Source organism: Thermodesulfovibrio sp. 3907-1M, from assembly GCF_040450955.1.
Classification (GTDB): domain Bacteria; phylum Nitrospirota; class Thermodesulfovibrionia; order Thermodesulfovibrionales; family Thermodesulfovibrionaceae; genus Thermodesulfovibrio; species Thermodesulfovibrio autotrophicus.
This window is the reverse complement of the sequence record NZ_CP144373.1, coordinates 1,083,293-1,100,593: the sequence shown is the minus strand read 5'-3', so window position 1 is coordinate 1,100,593 and position 17,301 is coordinate 1,083,293. Positions and strand designations below refer to the sequence as shown.

Here is a 17,301-nt window from a genome sequence, read left to right as displayed (position 1 = left end):
TGGAAAAATTAAAACTTATAAAGTATGTAAGAAAAATGCTTCAATTGTCAATATCTTATTATCACCTATATCCCGCTTATTTTACCTGTTTTTAGGTCAATGTCTATTCTTCTGAAATTTGGATTTGAGGCGGTTCCAGGCATCAGATTTATCTGCCCTGCTACAGGAACAATAAGTTTTGCTCCTTTAAAGATTAAGACATCTCTTACAAATAACTGCCATCCTCTTGGAACACCTCTTAATTCTGGATTGTCTGAAAGGCTCAGATGAGTTTTTGCCATACAGATGGAAAACTGTGAGAATTCAGGATTGGAGTTGATATTTTTAAGTTTGTCTAAAGCCTCTGGTGAGAATTCAATAGAATCCGCTCCATATATCTGTCTTGCAATTAATTCTATCCTTGAAATATGAGGAAGACTGCTATCATAAAGAAATTTAAACTGTGATTTACTCCTGCATGCATCAATAACCATATCAACAAGCTCCAGAGCTCCAGCACCTCCTTTTTCATAATGCTCTGAAATTGCCGCTGGAATCCTTATTTCTTCACAGGCTTTTTTAACAAATTCCAGTTCATCATCATCATCTCCATAGAATTTATTTAAACAAACAACAGGATTCAAACCTGCTTTTTTAACAATATTGATATGATGAAACAGATTTTCAAGCCCCTTTTCAAGCCATTTAAGATTTTTTTCAAAATACTTCTCTGGTAGAGGATTTCCTGAAACAATCTTTGGAGCATCTCTATCTGCTCCATGATATTTTAATGCCCTTAAAGTGGCTACGATAACAGCTGCATCAGGTTTTAATCCTGAGATTCTGCATTTTATGTTCCAGAATTTTTCAAAGCCAATATCTGCACCAAATCCGCTTTCTGTAATGTGATATTCACTGAGTTTGACTCCTATCCAGTCAGCAATAATTGAAGATTGTCCTATTGCTATATTAGCAAAGGGTGCGGCATGAACAAACACCGGCTGTCCTTCCATTGTCTGAATTAAATTGGGATTTATTGTAGGAAGCATAAAAGCTGTCATAGCTCCAGCAACTTCAAGATCTTCAGTGGTTACAGGATTCCCTGATTTTGAATAGGCTACCACAATTCTGCCAATTCGCTCTCTTAAATCCTTCAAATCTTTTACCAGTGATAGAATAGCCATCAATTCTGAAGAAGTGGCTATATCAAACCGTGATTCCATTGGTATTCCGTCTTTTTTCCCACCGATTCCAATTACGATTTTCCTCAATGCCTGAGCGCAGAAGTCAATAACCCATCCAATCTGCACTCTTTTTGGATCAATATCAAGCCTTTTTAACCCTTTTTTATTGAGAATTTCATCTGAATAGTTGGATTCATGGAGCATTCTTGCAGTCAGAGCTACCATTGCAAGATTATGAGCATTCATAACCGCATTTATATCTCCTGTAAAGCCTAAGGAAAATTCTGTTCTTGGAATGCACTGGGAAAGCCCTCCACCTGCAGCGCTTCCCTTTATGTTCATTAATGGACCTGCTGAAGGCTGTCTTATAGCACAGCTTACTTTTTTGCCTCTTTTACCGAACCCCTGGGTTAATCCAATAGTTGTTGTTGATTTTCCTTCTCCAAAGGGCGTAGGAGTTATTGCTGTCACAACAATATATTTACCATCATGATTATTTTTAATTCTTGAGTAAAGTTTTTGATAATCAACTTTTGCCATGTAATAACCAAATGGAATTAATTCATCTTTTTCAATACCTACTTCATCAGCAAGCTGAAATATTGTTTTCATTTGCTTTTCAGCTTGCTGAGCAATTAACCAGTCTGCAACCTTGGCAGGCATAAACTCTCCTGAATTAATTTTTTGGGTTTTATTCTGAAGGATTATCTATATCTGCAAGATAATCTTTAAGTTTCTCAATTAATGAATTTGGTAAAACTTCATCATAAAGCAGAGCATTCATTTCCTCAATAGTGAGTTTTTCTTTTATATCTCTCGGAAGCATTTTTACAATTGCAATTCTTTCCTTCAAAGGCTGTTTTTTATCCTCCATCTTTTCTCCTTTCTAACAGGTTAGATGAAAAGCACCTGCTATAGCTTTTCCTTCAGCTAAAAGTTGATTAAATACTGCTACAGCTTTTTCTGTTCCGTAAACAAAGGTTTCAATTCCTCTTTGTTTGAGCTCTTCTATCAAGCTTTGGGGCACCTGCATTCTTTCATAAGCTCCTGTTCCAACAATAAGAATTTTAACATCTTTTTTAAATACTTCTCCGAGGTCTTCCATGCAAAGTGAATGTCCCTGTTTTCTCCACCATGATGGGAAAACAGAATCATGAAAAACAATAATGTCCTGAGTGTATTCATTTCCATTAATCACAATTTTTCCAAAGGAATAATGAGTTATCTTCATTTCTGTGGTCCTCCCTTATAAAAGCTGGCGGGAGTGTGTGGGAATCGAACCCACCCTGCCTGCTCCTCGCAGGCAACACTGGATTTGAAGTCCAGGAGGGACACCAGAACCCCATACACTCCCAGTTATAGAATTTTACAGGATTTTAAAAAATTTTTCAAAACCTTCTAAAAATACCATTAGAATTACTCTCATGAACGTTTACTTTCTGTCATCCCGAGCCCTTTTCCCTGTCATTCTGACTTTTTCCTTTGTCATTCCGAGCCTGCCCATACTTTGTCATTCCGAGCTTTTTCCTTTGTCATTCCGACCTTTTTTCTTTGTCATTCCGACTTTTTCCTTTGTCATTCCGACCTTTTCCTTTGTCATTCCGAGCGAAGCGAGGAATCTCCTCCGCTTTTTTTTGTATTGAAAGACTCAGAGATTCCTCGGGGCATTGAGCCCCCTCGGAATGACCTTTCAATTTGTCATTCCGAGCGCAAGCGAGGAATCTCCTCTGTTTTGTGTCTTCAGTTTATCATTCTGAGCGAAGCGAAGAATCTCCTACTTTTTTATTGAAAAATAAATGAGATTACTTTATAATGAAAAAGTAGAAAAAATAGGTATTTCTCGCCTGCCTTGCAGGCTCGAGTAGTAAAACAAAAAGGGGGGGATTAAGCAGTGTTTAAGAATCTTACAATTGGTAAAAAGCTTGGGGTGGGATTTGGAGTTGTTATCCTTTTTTTAATTTTGTCAGGTTTTATAACACTTTTACAGTTATCCTCTATTAAAAGTGATATTACAGACATTGATGAAAGAATAGGCAAATTAAACGATGCCGTTAGTGTAAGAAGAGCTATTATTGGAGTGGTTGATGATGTAAAAGACATGATGCTTACTGAAGATTCAAAGGCAAAGCAGGAGCTTAAAAAAGCCATTGATGAAAACAGAGCTAAATACAGAGAAAAATTAGAAGCAATAAGAAAAAAAACCCATACAAAAGAAGGTGAACAGCATTTAAAAAACATTGAAGATGCAGTAAAAGATGCAGCTCAGGCAAACAATAAGGTAATAGAACTCGCAGTTGCAGGTAAAAATAAGGAAGCAATAGAATTATTTAATCGTGAAGTTTCACCAAAGCTTGCTCGGCTTGAAAAAGCTCTTGACGAGGAAGTAAGTTTTCACAATAAAAAGCTTGATGCAGGAATTGCAGAAATAAATTCAATTATAGTAAGGGAAATCCTTATCATTGTTATTTTCACAGCTGCCTCGGTATTGATAGGAGTTGCTTTTGCTCTGTTTATCTCCCGTTCAGTTAAAAAACCTGTTACAGAGCTTAAAGGAGTGCTTGAGAGAGTTGCACAGGGTGATTTATCGGTGGATATAAAAGTAGAAAGCAAAGATGAGCTTGGAATGATCTCTCAAAGTCTTCATGAAGCAATAGCAAGCATTAAAGCCCTTATTGCAGAGTCAAAGACGATCTCAAGCTCCCTTGCTTCATCAAGTGAACAGCTTTCAGCAACAACAGAAGAGATATCCAGAAATCTCAAATCCCAGACAGAGCGTGCAAGTCAGATTGCATCTGCTGCTGAGGAGATGAGCCAGACAGTGGTTGACATAGCAAAGAATGCATCACAGATAGCAGAAGTTTCTGTTACAACAGCCAGTGTGGCAAAAGATGGAAGAGACATGACACTTAATACTGCAAAGGAGATAAAAGTAATAGAAGGTGCCATACAGAAGCTTTCAGAGGTAATAAATGTTTTAGGAGACCGTTCCCGTCAGATTGGAGAGATTGTTACAGTAATTAAAGACATAGCTGACCAGACGAATCTGCTTGCATTGAATGCAGCAATAGAGGCAGCAAGGGCAGGTGAACAGGGTCGGGGTTTTGCGGTTGTAGCAGATGAAGTTCGCAAACTTGCAGAAAGGACAGCAAAGGCAACAGATGAGATAGCGGAGATGATAAGGGGGATACAGACAGAGGTAGATGTGGCAGAGGGTTCGATGGAAGATGCTACAAAGAAGGTGGCAAGTGGAGTTGAGCTGAGTCAGAAAGCTGCAAATATACTCGGACAGATACTTAGTAAGGCAGAGGAACTGCAGAGCATGATACAGCAGATAGCATCTGCAACAGAGGAGATGAGCTCAGTAACAGACCATATTACTCAGGACATTGGAAGTATTGCAGAGGGTTCAAAGGAGATATCTCTTGCAGTTGACCAGTCAGCACAGACAGCAAGCGATATTGCAAGGCTTGGTGCAGAGTTGAATACTGCCATAGGCAGATTTAAAGTTTAAGGAGGGTTTATGTTTTTTGAAACATCACTTTTAACTTTGATTGTAATTATTTTTCTTGCCATTTACATTCTAAGCAGCGCAATCAAAATTCTTAAAGAATACGAAAGAGGTGTAGTATTCAGACTGGGAAGAGTAATCCCAGTGAAAGGTCCAGGACTCGTCATCATCTGGCCAGTAATTGATAAAATGGTCAAAGTAAGCCTAAGAATTGTCACAATGGATGTTCCAGCTCAGGATGTTATTACAAAGGACAATGTCTCTGTTAAGGTTAATGCCGTTGTATACTTCAGACCAATTGATCCCATTAAGGCAGTTACAGCAGTTGAAGATTTTTACTATGCCACAAGCCAGATTGCCCAGACAACCCTTAGGAGCATTCTCGGACAGAGTGAACTTCAGGACCTACTTACCAATCGTGAACAGATTAATGCAGAGCTTCAAAAAGTAATTGACTCTCAGACAGAGCCATGGGGAATTAAGGTTACTGCTGTGGAGGTTAAAAATGTTGACCTTCCTCAGGAGATGCTCAGAGCAATGGCAAGACAGGCTGAGGCAGAAAGAGAGCGTAGGGCAAAAATAATCCATGCTGAGGGAGAGCTCCAGGCAGCTGAAAAGCTCACAGAAGCTGCAAGAATAATCTCCTCAGAACCAGCAGCACTCCAGCTCAGATATCTGCAAACCCTTAAAGAGATTGCATCTGAAAAAAATTCAACAATTCTTTTCCCTCTACCTATAGATTTAATAACTCCCTTTATGGAGCTCATATCTCGTGGTAAAAAATAAGATAACTTTTAAAGCACTGCTAAGAGTCTTTGCTCTGGCAGTGCTTATTGCTTTATCAGTATTTTTAGCTTACAAATTTGGAATAATTGAGTTATTTCTGAATGAGGAAAAACTCAGAAAATTCATCCAGTCTCTCGGACCATTCGGTGTTGTAGGTTTTGTAATACTTCAGGCTTTTCAGGTAGTGGCTGCACCAATTCCCGGTGAGGTTACAGGATTACTTGGAGGATATTTATACGGAACAGTTGGTGGAATAGTATTATCCACAATTGGACTTACGCTTGGTTCAGTAGTTGCATTCATTCTTGGAAGAGTATTTGGAAGACCATTTATTGAGAAAGTTGTTGATCCAGTGGTTCTCAGCAAGTTTGATTATCTACTTCATCATAAAGGTGCTTTTTTAGTATTTTTTCTTTTTCTTATTCCGGGATTTCCAAAGGACTATCTGAGTTACTTCCTCGGTTTGAGCAGACTAAGTGTGCTTGAATTTACAGTAATTGCAGGAGTTGGAAGACTTCTCGGAACAGTTCTTCTTTCTCTTGGCGGTGATTATCTGAGACATCATGAGTATGAAAAGTTTTTCAGTCTCGCAGGAGTTGCAGCAGTTACAATGATAGTAGTATGGCTATTTAAAGAGAAAATTGAACGCCTTTTAAGAATCTGGCACATAAGCAGATACAGAAAAAATAAAAGGAAAAAATAAAATTACCACTTAATTAAAGTAGTACCCCATGTCAATCCTGCACCAAAAGCCGCAAGCATAATGTAATCACCTCTTTTGATTTTACCCTGCTCATTTGCTTCATCAAGTGCAATGGGGATGGAGGCTGCTGAGGTATTGCCGTATTTATTGATATTTACCATTACTTTTTCCATTGGAAGATTAAGTCTTTTAGCCATTGCCTGAATAATTCTAATGTTTGCCTGATGGGGAACTAAAAGAGCAAGTTCTGAAGAGGAAATTCCAGCTTTTTTTAAAGTAGTATCAACAATTTCCTCAAGTGTTTTTACCGCTACTTTAAATGTTTCATTGCCTCTCATTTTTATGAAGTTAAGCCTCTGTTTAATTACATCTTCTGTAACAGGCATTTTAGAACCACCTGCTGGCATGTGGATAAAATCCCACATTGTGCCATCTGAAAAAATGTCTATTATCTTAATTCCTTCATCCTTCTTTGTTGGCTCAAGGATAACAGCACCTGCTCCGTCAGCCAGAAGAACGCATGTGGTTCTGTCAGTCCAGTCTGTAAATCTCGAAAGAGTCTCAGCACCTATGACAAGTGCTCTTTTTGATGCACCTGTTCTTATAAATTTTTCAGCCACAGCAAGGGCATATATAAAGCCAGTGCAAGCACCATTTATGTCAAAGGCTACTGCATTGGTTGCTCCAAGTTTCATCTGAAGAATGCAGGCTGCAGACGGAACAAGCATGTCTGGAGTAACTGTGGCAACGATGATTAAATCTACATCTTTTGCAGTTAAGTTTGCATTTTTTAATGCTTTCAATGAAGCTTCGTAGGCAAGGTCACTTGTTGCCTGTTCTGCTGAAGCTATTCTTCTTTCCTTTATTCCTGTTCTTTCTGTTATCCATTCATCGGATGTTTCAACCATTTTTTCAAGATCATGGTTTGTTAAAATTTTCTCAGGAATATAAGAGCCTGTTGATACTATTCTGGCTTTCATCAATTTCCTCCGTATTTTGTAAGCTTTCTGAGATTATCCTGTAAATCTCTTTTTTTGCCATTTCTGCAGCAACCTTTATTGCATTTTTTATTGCCTTTGCTGAAGACCTTCCATGGCATATTATGCTCGTACCATTAATACCGAGCAAAAGAGCACCACCATACTCGGAGTAGTCAACTTTCTTCCGAAAACTTTTTATCGCAGGTTTTATCATTATATAGCCAAGTCTTCCAGTTATAAGCTCTACAATCTCTCTTTTAAGCATCTTCATCAATGCTTCTGCAAGTCCTTCTCCTACTTTAAGAACAATGTTGCCAACAAAGCCATCACATACAACCACATCAGCAGAACCGAAAAATATGTCTTTGCCTTCAATGTTCCCAATAAAATTGAGATTTGAATCCTTTAGAAGTTTGAATGCTTCTTTTGTTGCTTCATTTCCCTTTGTTCCTTCTTCACCTATACTGAGAAGTGCTACTCTGGGGGATGAAGAGTTAAAAAGGGCTTTATGATAAGCATATCCCATATAGGCAAACTGAACCAGATGTTCTGCTTTACAGTCCACATTAGCACCTGCATCAAGAAGTATAAAATGTCCTTTAAGACAGGGCATTACTGTGGCAATAGCTGGCCTGTCCACATTTGGCAGTTTACCAAGTAAAAGAAAGCTTAAAGCCATCATTGCACCAGAATTACCAGCACTTAAAACTGCATTGGCTTTGCCTTCTTTTACAAGTTCTATGGCTTTTCTCATGGATGTGTTTTTTCTTCTGATGGCAGATGAGACATTTTCATCCATGAGAATATGGTCTTCAGTATTTAAAACAGAAACTTTGCCTTTTAAATTCCTCTTTTCTTTTAAAAATTCTTTAATTTTCTCTTCATCTCCAACAAGGATTACTTCTATCTCATTGTCTGAGACTGCTTCTATAGCGCCCAGGATATTTACCTCAGGAGCAAAATCACCCCCCATTGCATCAACCGCAATTTTTAGCATTTTTTAGCTTACTCTTCAACCTCTAAGAATTTTCTACCTTTGTAACTTCCACAGTTTGGACATACCCTGTGAGGAAGCTTTGGCTCCTTGCATTCAGGGCATTCAACAAGTGTGGGTACAGCCATTTTAAACCAGTTTGCTCTTCTTTTGTCCCTTCTTGAAGGGGTATGACGATGTCTTGGATTAGCCATTTGTCTTCATCCTCCTTAAAAGTGTTTGTAATACTGCCATTCTTGGATCTATTTCTTTAACAACACATCCGCATTCAGATTCATTTAAATCTGTTCCACAAACAGGACATAAGCCTTTACAGTTTTCCGAACACAAAGGTTTCATGGGAATATTAAGCAAAATCTGATCACGAATTATATCTGCTGTATCAATCAATCCGTCTCTGTAAAAATCTATATCCATTTCGTCCCTTTTTAGCTCCATAAGTTCTTCCTTATTCAGTTCCTCAATTGGATGATAGGTAACTTCCACCAGAGTTTTTATAGGCATTGTATATTCCCTGAGACATCTGCTGCATTGGAGTTCCACTTCTCCACTTACAATACCTTTTACAAAAACTTCCACGCCTTTTTTTTCTATTCTTAAAATCGCCTTAAATGCTTGAGTAATCTTCACTCCATCTATCTTCGGAGTTTCTTCAATTTCAATCTCAACTCCTTCATCAGGTATATCAAAGACCTCAAGTTTCATCTTAAAGACCTCAAAAATAAAATTCTCCCGTTAAACGGGAGTTAAAATATTTTAACAAAAAGTGAGGATTTCTTTACAGCCTTATGCTGCCTTTTTCAGTTTTTCCAATATTTTCCAGCTTTTCAGAATATCAATTGCTCTTTGAAGCTGGGTATCATCTTTCTCATCAACTTCTTGTGGAACTTTTTCCTGAGGTTCAACTTTCTCTCCCTTTAAGTGCTGCTCAAGTTCCTTTTCTCTTATTACAGGAACTTCTTTGCCATTCTTACTTTCAAGCTTCACAACTATGTCTGGCATGATACCAACTCCATGAATGCTTCTTCCCTTTGGTGTGTAATATTTTGCTGTGGTGAGTTTCAGAGCAGAGCCGTCACTTAAAGGTATAAGACTCTGGACAGAACCTTTCCCGAAGGTTTGAATCCCGAGAATAAGAGCTCTACGGTAGTCCTGTAAAGCTCCTGCTACAATCTCTGATGCAGAGGCAGAACCCTGATTTACAAGAACAATCATCGGTATATCTGTGTAAGAAGGTCTTAAGTTTTCCGTATAATAATCTATTTTCTCTCCTGCCCTTCCTTTAATTGATACAACAAGCTGCTTTGGAGGTAAAAACTGCTCGGAAACATCTACAGCACTCTGCAGAAGTCCTCCAGGATTGTTTCTCAGGTCAAGAATAAGACTCTGCATTCCTGACTCTTTAAGACTTTGTAAGGCATTTGCCAGATCCTGTGCAGTGCCTTCCTGAAATTGAATGAGTTTTATGTAACCGATCTCTTTGTCAATCATTTTGTATTTAACGCTTTTAATTTTAATAATATCTCTCACAATTGTTATATCTTTTGGCTCTTTCCATTCATCTCTCTGAATTGTCAGTGTAACAGGCTTTCCCTTTGGTCCACGCATCTTTGATACAGCATCATTTATATTCATGTCTTTTGTTGATTGCCCGTCAATTTTCATTATTTTATCTCCTGCTTTAATTCCAGCTTTCCATGCAGGCGTGTCTTCAATTGGAGCAATTACTGTTAAAACGCCATCTTTTATTCCGATCTGAATTCCTATTCCTCCAAATTCGCCCTTGGTTTCTGTCTGAAATTCTTTATAAGCCTCTGGAGTTAAATAGGCAGAGTGGGGATCAAGAGAGTTGACCATTCCTTTGATTGCTGATATTATGAGTTCATGGGGATTAACATCTTCAACATAATTTTTCTTTATTGTCGTAAAAACCTCGGTAAATGTGCGTAAGTCCTCGTAAATACTATCTGTATTCTGTGCTGCCGACCATCTACCTATCATTATTCCGGTAAGGGCAATAATCAAAATTAATGCTGAAACTACGATTTTTCTCTTCATCCTTTATTTTTTCCTCCTTTTTTATTTTCTTAACCAATGTTCTGGATTAAGTGGTTTTCCTCTGTATCTAATCTCAAAATAAACTGCTGGAGTATCTATGGCTGAAGCAGTTCCAACACTTCCGATAACCTGTCCTGTTTTTACATAAACGCCTTCTTTAACATTCATAGAACCAAGATTTCCATATACTGTGTAGTAGCCATCTCCATGACTTATTATAACAAGGTTTTCATATCCTTTGAAATAGCTGGCATAAACTACTCTTCCTTCAGCAGATGCTTTTACTGGAGTACCGGGTTGTGCCTGAATATAAATTCCGCTTCTCATGATGGGAACATTAAAAACAGGGTCCTTCTGACTGCCATAGTGAGCCACCACAGGACCGCTCACAGGCCATAAAAGTGTCCCCCTTTTTTTAGTAAAACCTCCTTCTGGTAAAGATTCTATTTTACCTGTCCTTTTTTCTTTTTTTTCTGTTTCCTGAAGGAGTCTTGTAAGTCTCCTTGCATTTTCTTCAAGTTCTTTGATTTTTTTCTCATACAGTGCTTTATTCTGTCTTACTCTGGCAAGTAAAATCTCCTTTTCTTTCTTCTTTTGCCTTTGAGCCTCTTCTGCTTTTTTTAATGCTTCCTCTTCCTGTTTTAATGAAGCATAAAGTTTTTTCAGTTCAGTTTGTTGAACAACTAAGTTATTGAGCTCGGCTCTGTATTGTTGTATAAGGTTTTTATCAATATTCATAATTTTTTGAGTATTTCTTATCAGACGGAATGCCTTTGTTGTGTCTTCTTCCAGCAAAATTATTAAGGCTGGGTGAGGTTGATTATTCAGTCTCTGAATCCCCTTTATTTTGCTTATAAGATTGCTTTTTCTTTCTTCAAGTTGAGCACTGTAAATTTTTATCCCCTTTTCTGTTTCTGCAATTTTTATCTGTAGATTTTTTATTTTTGCCCGATGATTTTTTATTTTCCCTTCTATCTCATTAAGCTCCTTTGAAACCCTCTTTAAATCTTCAAGCACATTCTGTTCAATTTTCTTTGTTTCTTTAAGCTTTCTTTTGTGAATGTCAATCTCTTTTTTTATCTCCCTTAATTCTTCCTTTGGCTGGGCAGCATAACTCAGCGAACTCACAACAATAAAAATTAATAGCAGAATATGTAGATTTTTTACCATCTTCATTGATATTTTATTCTGCCAAGTGCAAAAAAGGAAGAAAGCATTCCAAAAACTATACCAAAAACTGGCAATGTATAAAAAGTTTCAAAGGGAAAAGCAATCTGTGTAATTGCTGGCATATACGCTGAAATCTCCTTTGATTGCAAAGAAAAGTATATTAAAATCATTAAAACAACTGCAAAAAGACTTCCTCCAAGCCCCAGAATTCCTCCTTCAATTAAAAAAGGAAGCCTTATATAGGATGGAGTTGCTCCAAGAAGTTTCAGAATTTCTACTTCCTCAGTTTTCTTCCAGTAAAAACTCTTGACAGTGGCATAAATTATGAATAAGATTGCAATTGAAATAAGAAAAGCAACAACTACAGCAAGATTGCGCAAAGTTACTCTTACTGTTTTCAATCCCGTTATGATTTTAGCTGGATAATAAACATCGTCAACCATCTGCAATGCTTTTATCCTTTTCGTTATTTCGTTAATATTCTGAAGATTTTCTTCTTTTATAAAAGCCTCTACTGTGTCGGAAAGAGGATTGTATCCAATAAGTTCTATAAGTTGAGAATCAATAAGGTTTCTCATTTCTTTTAAAGCTTCATCCTTTGAGATATACTGAATCCTGGAAAAAACTCCCATTTTTTTAAGCTCAGAAATTATGGAAGAAGTTTCAGCCTCAGTTGTATTGTCCTTTAGATATATAACTATAGCAGCTTTTTCAGAAAGTTTTTTTGTAAATATCTCAAGATTGTACAAAAGCAAAAATACTCCAGTTAAAATAAAAAAACATATACCGATACTGACTATCGCCAGTAAAGTTGACCATCTGTTAAACCACAATCCTTTAATTGCTGATTGAACATGCATCTTCATTGAATTCTTCCCTCTTTTAAGGTTAAAACTCTGTAAGGAGAATTTTTAAAAAGTTCTGAATTATGGGTAGCTATAACAACAGTGCATCCTTTATTATTTATTCTTTTAAAAAGGTTCATTACATCCTCTGATGCCTCTGGATCAAGATTTCCTGTGGGCTCGTCAGCAAGAATAATCTGTGGTTCTGTAATAATGGCTCTTGCTATGGCAACCTTTTGCTGTTCTCCACCAGAAAGAGTTTTTACAATACTGTCTGCTTTATGTCTTGAAGCCACATCTTTCAAGGCATCAAAAACTTTTATTTTAATATCCCTCTGGTTTTCTCCAATAACTCTCAAAGGAAGTGCCACATTTTCAAAAACTGTTAAATCCTGTCTTAATCTGAAATCCTGAAAAACAAAGGTCACAGCTCTTCTTAATTTTGGGATATCTTTTTGTTTTATCCTTGTGAGTTCAAAGTCTGCTACTTTTATTTCACCTTCATCAGGGAATTCGCTTCCAAATATTAATTTTAAAAGAGTTGTTTTGCCTGCTCCAGAAGCACCTGTTATGAATACGAGCTCTCCTTTTTCTATATTAAATGAAACATTCTGTAAAACAGCGATACCACTGTAATATTTATAAACTCCTTGAAAGGTTATCATCTCTTAAAAAAATCTTTCACTGTTTGAACAATGTTTTCTGCTGTAAGCCCATAAAATTTAAGCAATTCTTTCCACGAGCCAGAACAACCAAATGTATCCTTTATTCCAATTCTTTTTACAGCCACAGGATAGTTTTCAGAAACAAACTCAGCAACAGCTGAACCAAGACCTCCTATTATTGAGTGTTCCTCTGCGGTTACAATTAATTTTGACGATTTTGCAATTTTTATTAATGCTTCCGTATCAAGAGGCTTTACAGAGGAAAAGTTTGCCACACCTGTGTCAATACCTTCTTTATTCAGTATTTCTGAAGCTTTTAACGCTTCTGAGACCATTATTCCATTGGCTATTATATTTACATCTTTGCCAACTCTGAATAAATGAGATTTTCCAATCTGAAACTTATAGCTTTCAGGCATTACTGAAGGGACCTTTGCTCTCCCAAGTCTTATGTAAACCGGTCCGGAGTATTCTGCTGCTACTGCTATAGCCTGTGCAGTTTCATAGGCATCAGCAGGTACAATTACGCTCATTCTTGGAATAACTCGCATAAGTGCAATGTCCTCAACTGCCTGATGAGTTGCTCCATCCTCTCCAACTGTAATTCCTCCATGGGTTGCAACAATTTTTACATTGGCATAGGAATAACAGACAGTCTGCCTAATCTGCTCCCATGCTCTTCCAGTGGCAAAGATTGCAAAGGTGGAGGCAAAAGGTATTTTTCCTGTAAGAGCCAGTCCAGCAGCCACTCCAATCATATCCTGTTCAGCAATTCCAATGTTAAAAAATTTTTCTGGAAAGGCTTTTGCGAACTTGGCAGTCTTCGTTGAACAGCTTAAATCAGCATCAAGAACGACTATATTGGGATTTTTCTTCCCCAGTTCAACCAGTGTAATGCCATAGGCATCTCTTGTTGCCATCTCTTTTCCATAAACCTGAGACACATCCAATAGGCAACTGCATTCAGTTTTGCCCATCTTTCAACTCCTTAAGCGCAATTTCAAGCTCCTCAGGCGTGGGAGCTACTCCATGATACTGAACTTTTCCTTCAAATATTGAAACTCCTCTTCCTTTAACAGTATTCGCCACAATCATTGTTGGTTTCTCCTTTATTTTTTCAGCTTCATTCAAGGCATCTACGATTTCCTGCATATTATGACCGTCTATTGTTAATACATTCCAGCCAAAGGCAGTGAATTTGGGTTCTAAAGGCTTTATGTTCATTACCTCTGTGCATGCTCCATCAATCTGAAGATTGTTGTGATCAATAATGGCACAGAGATTATCCAGTTTATAATGAGAAGCAGTCATAGCAGCTTCCCATACCTGACCTTCCTGTATTTCTCCATCTCCTAAAAGGCAGTAAACTCTTGCAGGAATTCTGTCAAGCTTTAGTCCAAGAGCCATTCCACAGGCAACAGAAAGTCCCTGACCGAGAGAGCCTGTTGAAACTTCAATCCCTGGCAATTCTCTGCAGCAGGGATGTCCCTGAAGAGGAGAGCCAAGCCTTCTCAATGTACCAAGAAGGGATTTGTCAAAATATCCTGAAAGAGCCAGTGCAGCATAAAGAACTGGTGCAGCATGACCTTTTGAAAGAACAAATCTGTCACGATTCTGCCATTGAGGATTTTTCGGATCATGTCTCATCTTATAAAAATAAAGAGCAGTTACAATATCTGCTGCAGAAAGGCTTCCTCCTGTATGCCCGGAGCCTGCCTGAGCAAGCATTTTAACAATCTCAACTCTTAATTGCCTCGCCTTTTCCTTTAAGACTTCTATGTTTACCAATCCCTCACCTCAATTTTTATTAATTAAGACTGAATCAATTTTTAATTATAAATCAAAATCACAAAAAAAGACACCTACATGTGGTATTCTAAAAATATGCAAGAAATTTATCTGCTTGATGGAAGCTGCTTTATTTACAGAGCATATCATGCCATAAAGGGATTAAGTAACAGTCGTGGTATTCCAACAAATGCTGTTTATGGTTTTACAAGAATGCTTCTTAAGCTTCTTAAAGAAAAAAATATTGAATACATGCTCTGCGCATTTGACAGTCATCATCCAACAAAAAGGCATAAGATATATGAAGAGTATAAAATAACAAGACCTGAGACACCCAAGGACTTGCCTGTCCAGATTGAATATATAAAAGAGATTGTTGATGCTTTGGGTGTCAAAAGAATAGAAATTCCCGGATACGAAGCCGATGACATAATAGCCTCTGTCATCTTTAAACTTCAGCCTTCAGCCTTTTTTTATATCGTTAGCCTTGACAAAGACATGCTACAGCTTGTCTCGCAGAATGTAAAAATCTATGATCCTTTCAATAACATTATAGTTGACGAAAAATATGTCATTAATAAATACGGAATTTCTCCTGAAAAACTTAATGATTTTATGGCTATGGTTGGTGACGCTATTGACAACATTCCAGGAGTAAAAGGAATTGGAGAAAAAACAGCTTTAGAGCTTTTAAAGAGATATGGCTCTGTAGAAAACATCATTAAAAATCTTGATATTATAAAACCTTCAAAAGTGGCAGAAATTTTAAGAAAAAACATTGAAGCTGTCAAGCTCAGTAAAGAACTTGTAATTTTAAAAAAGGATGCTCCTATTGAAATTAAGCTTGAGGAGCTTAAAATAAAGGAACAGAACAGGGAAAAACTTGCTGAGATTTTTCGTGAACTTGAATTCACAAGCCTTCTAAAGCAGACAATGCAACTTTATATAAAGCCTCAGATAGAAAAGTCAGAAAACAAAAAAACTGATGTTCAAACATTATTTGAGAAAATTAAAGAAAGAGGAATTTTTTCAGCATCAATTCATGAAAATGCTCTTAATGTTGGTATTAATAGAGATGTCTATGAAATATTCCTTGATGATTCAGAATTGATTTTGTCCTGTCCAGCATTAAAGGTGTTATTCAATGTAAAAGAAACACTTAGGAGATTGAAAAATTCATGCATCAGACTTGAGCCTCCTTACTTTGATCTTATGATAGCAGCATATCTTATAAATCCAAACAGAGGTAAATATAATTTTGATGAGCTTGTGCTTGAATATCTTGGCAAATTCTATGATGATTCTGAAAAATCCGTTGTTTACATGCTTGAACTTTATGAAAAGTTAAAGGAGGAATTAAAAGAAAAGGAGCTTGAAAAGCTTTATTTTGATATTGAGATGCCTCTTATTGAAGTGCTCTTCCACATGGAGGAAGCAGGAATAAAGGTTGATCTTGAAAAACTTGAAGCTCTTACCAGAGTTGTCTCTACAGAGATTGATAAAATCAAGGAAAAAATTTACAGAATTGCAGGGACAGAGTTCAATATTAACTCGCCAAGACAGCTCGCAGAAATTTTATATGACAGGCTTGGACTTAAGAGCAGAAAGAGAGGTAAAAAGGCTCGTTCAACAGAAATGGAGGTTCTTGAAGAGCTTGCCACAAAGCATGAACTGCCTCAGGAAGTAATCAATTATCGCACGCTAAATAAGCTTTTGACAGCTTATTTAATCCCTCTCAGAGATTGTATAAATCCTGAAACACAAAGAATTCATACAAAATGGTCTCAAACCGTAGCAGGAACAGGAAGACTCATAAGCAGTGAGCCTAATTTACAGAATATTCCTATAAAGGGACAATGGGCAGAGTTCTTAAGAGAAGTCTTTATCCCTGAAGATGGATATCTGTTTCTAAGTGCTGATTATTCGCAGATTGAGTTAAGACTTCTGGCTCATATGAGTGAAGATGCCTCTTTAGTTAAAGCATTTCATGAAGGAAAGGATATTCACAGAGCAACAGCATCTGAGATCTTTTCAATACCTGAAGAAGCTGTTACAGAGGATCATAGAAGAATTGCAAAGACCGTAAATTTCGGCATTTCTTATGGAATAAGTCCCTTTGGACTGTCTGACTCAATAAAAATTCCCTATGAAAAGGCTCAGGAACTGATTGATCTGTATTTTTTAAGATATCCAATGGTGAAAAGATTTATTGAAGAAACAATTTCCTTTGCAAGAAAAAATGGCTACGTAAGAACTCTTTTTGGAAGAATTCGCCCCCTGCCAGAAATTAACAGCCCAAATCAGTTTTTAAGAATGCAGGCAGAAAGAATAGCAGTCAACGCTCCTATTCAGGGAACTGCAGCAGACATTATAAAAATTGCAATGATAAGAATATACAGACATCTTAAAACCAAGAATATGAATGCAAAGCTCATTCTTCAGATTCACGATGAGATAGTGCTTGAAGTGCAAGAAAGTATCATTGAAGATGTTAAAGAAATTGTCCAGAATGAGATGAAAAATTTTGATCTCAAAGTGCCTCTTGAGGTCAACATTTTTACAGGTAGAAATCTGAATCTATAAGTGAAAAGGCTCAAGAATAGTCTCTCTATTGGGCAATTTTATTTTGTATTATAATAAA

Annotated in this window: 17 protein-coding genes and 1 tRNA gene; 4 read left to right on the top strand and 14 right to left on the bottom strand. The window is 37.1% G+C overall.

Annotated elements, in window-relative coordinates; genetic code table 11:
* Positions 1-65: 65 nt before the first annotated feature.
* From V4D30_RS05675 to V4D30_RS05660, 4 genes are all read right to left on the bottom strand, one after another.
* Complete coding sequence (locus V4D30_RS05675) at positions 66-1,826, bottom strand: formate--tetrahydrofolate ligase (RefSeq protein ID WP_353683352.1); 1,761 nt, start codon at positions 1,824-1,826, stop codon at positions 66-68.
* Positions 1,827-1,854: 28 nt separating this feature from the next.
* A complete protein-coding gene (locus tag V4D30_RS05670) occupies positions 1,855-2,037 on the bottom strand; it encodes a hypothetical protein (protein ID WP_353683351.1) in 183 nt (60 codons plus the stop codon).
* A 12-nt stretch (positions 2,038-2,049) separates the two neighbouring features.
* A complete protein-coding gene (locus tag V4D30_RS05665; protein WP_353683350.1) occupies positions 2,050-2,394 on the bottom strand; it encodes an Mth938-like domain-containing protein in 345 nt (114 codons plus the stop codon).
* Between the two features lie 25 nt (positions 2,395-2,419).
* Positions 2,420-2,517, bottom strand: a tRNA-Sec gene (locus tag V4D30_RS05660).
* Between the two features lie 537 nt (positions 2,518-3,054).
* Here V4D30_RS05660 and V4D30_RS05655 point away from each other — a divergent pair.
* The 3 genes from V4D30_RS05655 to V4D30_RS05645 are packed head-to-tail and all read left to right on the top strand — an operon-like array spanning position 3,055 to position 6,160.
* A complete protein-coding gene (locus tag V4D30_RS05655; protein WP_353683349.1) occupies positions 3,055-4,674 on the top strand; it encodes a methyl-accepting chemotaxis protein in 1,620 nt (539 codons plus the stop codon).
* Positions 4,675-4,683: 9 nt separating this feature from the next.
* Positions 4,684-5,457 (top strand): slipin family protein, encoded by a 774-nt coding sequence (locus tag V4D30_RS05650; protein WP_353683348.1) that lies wholly within the window; start codon positions 4,684-4,686, stop codon positions 5,455-5,457.
* On the top strand, positions 5,444-6,160 hold the full coding sequence (locus V4D30_RS05645) for a TVP38/TMEM64 family protein (RefSeq protein ID WP_353683347.1): 717 nt from the start codon (positions 5,444-5,446) through the stop codon (positions 6,158-6,160). The genes V4D30_RS05650 and V4D30_RS05645 overlap by 14 nt, the downstream gene beginning before the upstream one ends.
* A 2-nt stretch (positions 6,161-6,162) precedes the next feature.
* On the opposite strand, the gene V4D30_RS05640 is transcribed toward V4D30_RS05645, so the two are convergent.
* From V4D30_RS05640 to V4D30_RS05595, 10 genes are all read right to left on the bottom strand, one after another.
* Positions 6,163-7,140, bottom strand: a complete 978-nt coding sequence (locus V4D30_RS05640) for a beta-ketoacyl-ACP synthase III (protein WP_353683346.1) — start codon at positions 7,138-7,140, stop codon at positions 6,163-6,165.
* Positions 7,100-8,137 (bottom strand): phosphate acyltransferase PlsX, encoded by a 1,038-nt coding sequence (plsX, locus tag V4D30_RS05635; protein ID WP_353683345.1) that lies wholly within the window; start codon positions 8,135-8,137, stop codon positions 7,100-7,102. Before plsX ends, V4D30_RS05640 begins: the two co-directional genes overlap by 41 nt.
* 8 nt (positions 8,138-8,145) lie before the next feature.
* Entirely contained in the window at positions 8,146-8,328 is a 183-nt protein-coding gene (gene rpmF, locus V4D30_RS05630) for a 50S ribosomal protein L32 (protein WP_353683344.1), read from the bottom strand.
* The gene (locus V4D30_RS05625; protein WP_353683343.1) at positions 8,321-8,839 is read right to left on the bottom strand and encodes a DUF177 domain-containing protein; all 519 of its coding nucleotides are present in this window, start codon (positions 8,837-8,839) and stop codon (positions 8,321-8,323) included. The genes rpmF and V4D30_RS05625 overlap by 8 nt, the downstream gene beginning before the upstream one ends.
* A gap of 81 nt (positions 8,840-8,920) precedes the next feature.
* On the bottom strand, positions 8,921-10,192 hold the full coding sequence (locus tag V4D30_RS05620; protein ID WP_353683342.1) for a S41 family peptidase: 1,272 nt from the start codon (positions 10,190-10,192) through the stop codon (positions 8,921-8,923).
* 21 nt (positions 10,193-10,213) lie between these two features.
* A complete protein-coding gene (locus tag V4D30_RS05615; RefSeq protein WP_353683341.1) occupies positions 10,214-11,368 on the bottom strand; it encodes a peptidoglycan DD-metalloendopeptidase family protein in 1,155 nt (384 codons plus the stop codon).
* Positions 11,365-12,228: a permease-like cell division protein FtsX gene (locus tag V4D30_RS05610; RefSeq protein ID WP_353683340.1), complete on the bottom strand. Its 864-nt coding sequence runs from the start codon at positions 12,226-12,228 to the stop codon at positions 11,365-11,367. The genes V4D30_RS05615 and V4D30_RS05610 overlap by 4 nt, the downstream gene beginning before the upstream one ends.
* Positions 12,225-12,872 carry a cell division ATP-binding protein FtsE gene (gene ftsE, locus V4D30_RS05605; protein WP_353683339.1) on the bottom strand — a complete coding sequence of 216 codons (648 nt, stop codon included), beginning with the start codon at positions 12,870-12,872 and terminating at the stop codon, positions 12,225-12,227. Before ftsE ends, V4D30_RS05610 begins: the two co-directional genes overlap by 4 nt.
* Entirely contained in the window at positions 12,869-13,849 is a 981-nt protein-coding gene (locus tag V4D30_RS05600) for a transketolase family protein (protein WP_353683338.1), read from the bottom strand. Before V4D30_RS05600 ends, ftsE begins: the two co-directional genes overlap by 4 nt.
* Positions 13,836-14,660: a transketolase gene (locus V4D30_RS05595; protein WP_353683337.1), complete on the bottom strand. Its 825-nt coding sequence runs from the start codon at positions 14,658-14,660 to the stop codon at positions 13,836-13,838. Before V4D30_RS05595 ends, V4D30_RS05600 begins: the two co-directional genes overlap by 14 nt.
* Before the next feature lie 96 nt (positions 14,661-14,756).
* Between V4D30_RS05595 and polA the strand changes: the two genes are divergently transcribed.
* Positions 14,757-17,243 (top strand): DNA polymerase I, encoded by a 2,487-nt coding sequence (gene polA, locus V4D30_RS05590; RefSeq protein WP_353683336.1) that lies wholly within the window; start codon positions 14,757-14,759, stop codon positions 17,241-17,243.
* The last annotated feature ends 58 nt before the right edge of the window (positions 17,244-17,301 follow it).

Excerpts from the sequence above, each read along its gene's own strand:
- V4D30_RS05675 (WP_353683352.1), bottom strand. The coding sequence starts at position 1,826 with ATGCCTGCCAAGGTTGCAGACTGGTTAATTGCTCAGCAAGCTGAAAAG.
- V4D30_RS05670 (WP_353683351.1), bottom strand. The coding sequence starts at position 2,037 with ATGGAGGATAAAAAACAGCCTTTGAAGGAAAGAATTGCAATTGTAAAA.
- V4D30_RS05665 (WP_353683350.1), bottom strand. The coding sequence starts at position 2,394 with ATGAAGATAACTCATTATTCCTTTGGAAAAATTGTGATTAATGGAAAT.
- V4D30_RS05650 (WP_353683348.1), top strand. The coding sequence starts at position 4,684 with ATGTTTTTTGAAACATCACTTTTAACTTTGATTGTAATTATTTTTCTT.
- V4D30_RS05640 (WP_353683346.1), bottom strand. The coding sequence starts at position 7,140 with ATGAAAGCCAGAATAGTATCAACAGGCTCTTATATTCCTGAGAAAATT.
- plsX (WP_353683345.1), bottom strand. The coding sequence starts at position 8,137 with ATGCTAAAAATTGCGGTTGATGCAATGGGGGGTGATTTTGCTCCTGAG.
- rpmF (WP_353683344.1), bottom strand. The coding sequence starts at position 8,328 with ATGGCTAATCCAAGACATCGTCATACCCCTTCAAGAAGGGACAAAAGA.
- V4D30_RS05625 (WP_353683343.1), bottom strand. The coding sequence starts at position 8,839 with ATGAAACTTGAGGTCTTTGATATACCTGATGAAGGAGTTGAGATTGAA.
- V4D30_RS05620 (WP_353683342.1), bottom strand. The coding sequence starts at position 10,192 with ATGAAGAGAAAAATCGTAGTTTCAGCATTAATTTTGATTATTGCCCTT.
- V4D30_RS05615 (WP_353683341.1), bottom strand. The coding sequence starts at position 11,368 with ATGAAGATGGTAAAAAATCTACATATTCTGCTATTAATTTTTATTGTT.
- V4D30_RS05610 (WP_353683340.1), bottom strand. The coding sequence starts at position 12,228 with ATGAAGATGCATGTTCAATCAGCAATTAAAGGATTGTGGTTTAACAGA.
- ftsE (WP_353683339.1), bottom strand. The coding sequence starts at position 12,872 with ATGATAACCTTTCAAGGAGTTTATAAATATTACAGTGGTATCGCTGTT.
- V4D30_RS05600 (WP_353683338.1), bottom strand. The coding sequence starts at position 13,849 with ATGGGCAAAACTGAATGCAGTTGCCTATTGGATGTGTCTCAGGTTTAT.
- polA (WP_353683336.1), top strand. The coding sequence starts at position 14,757 with ATGCAAGAAATTTATCTGCTTGATGGAAGCTGCTTTATTTACAGAGCA.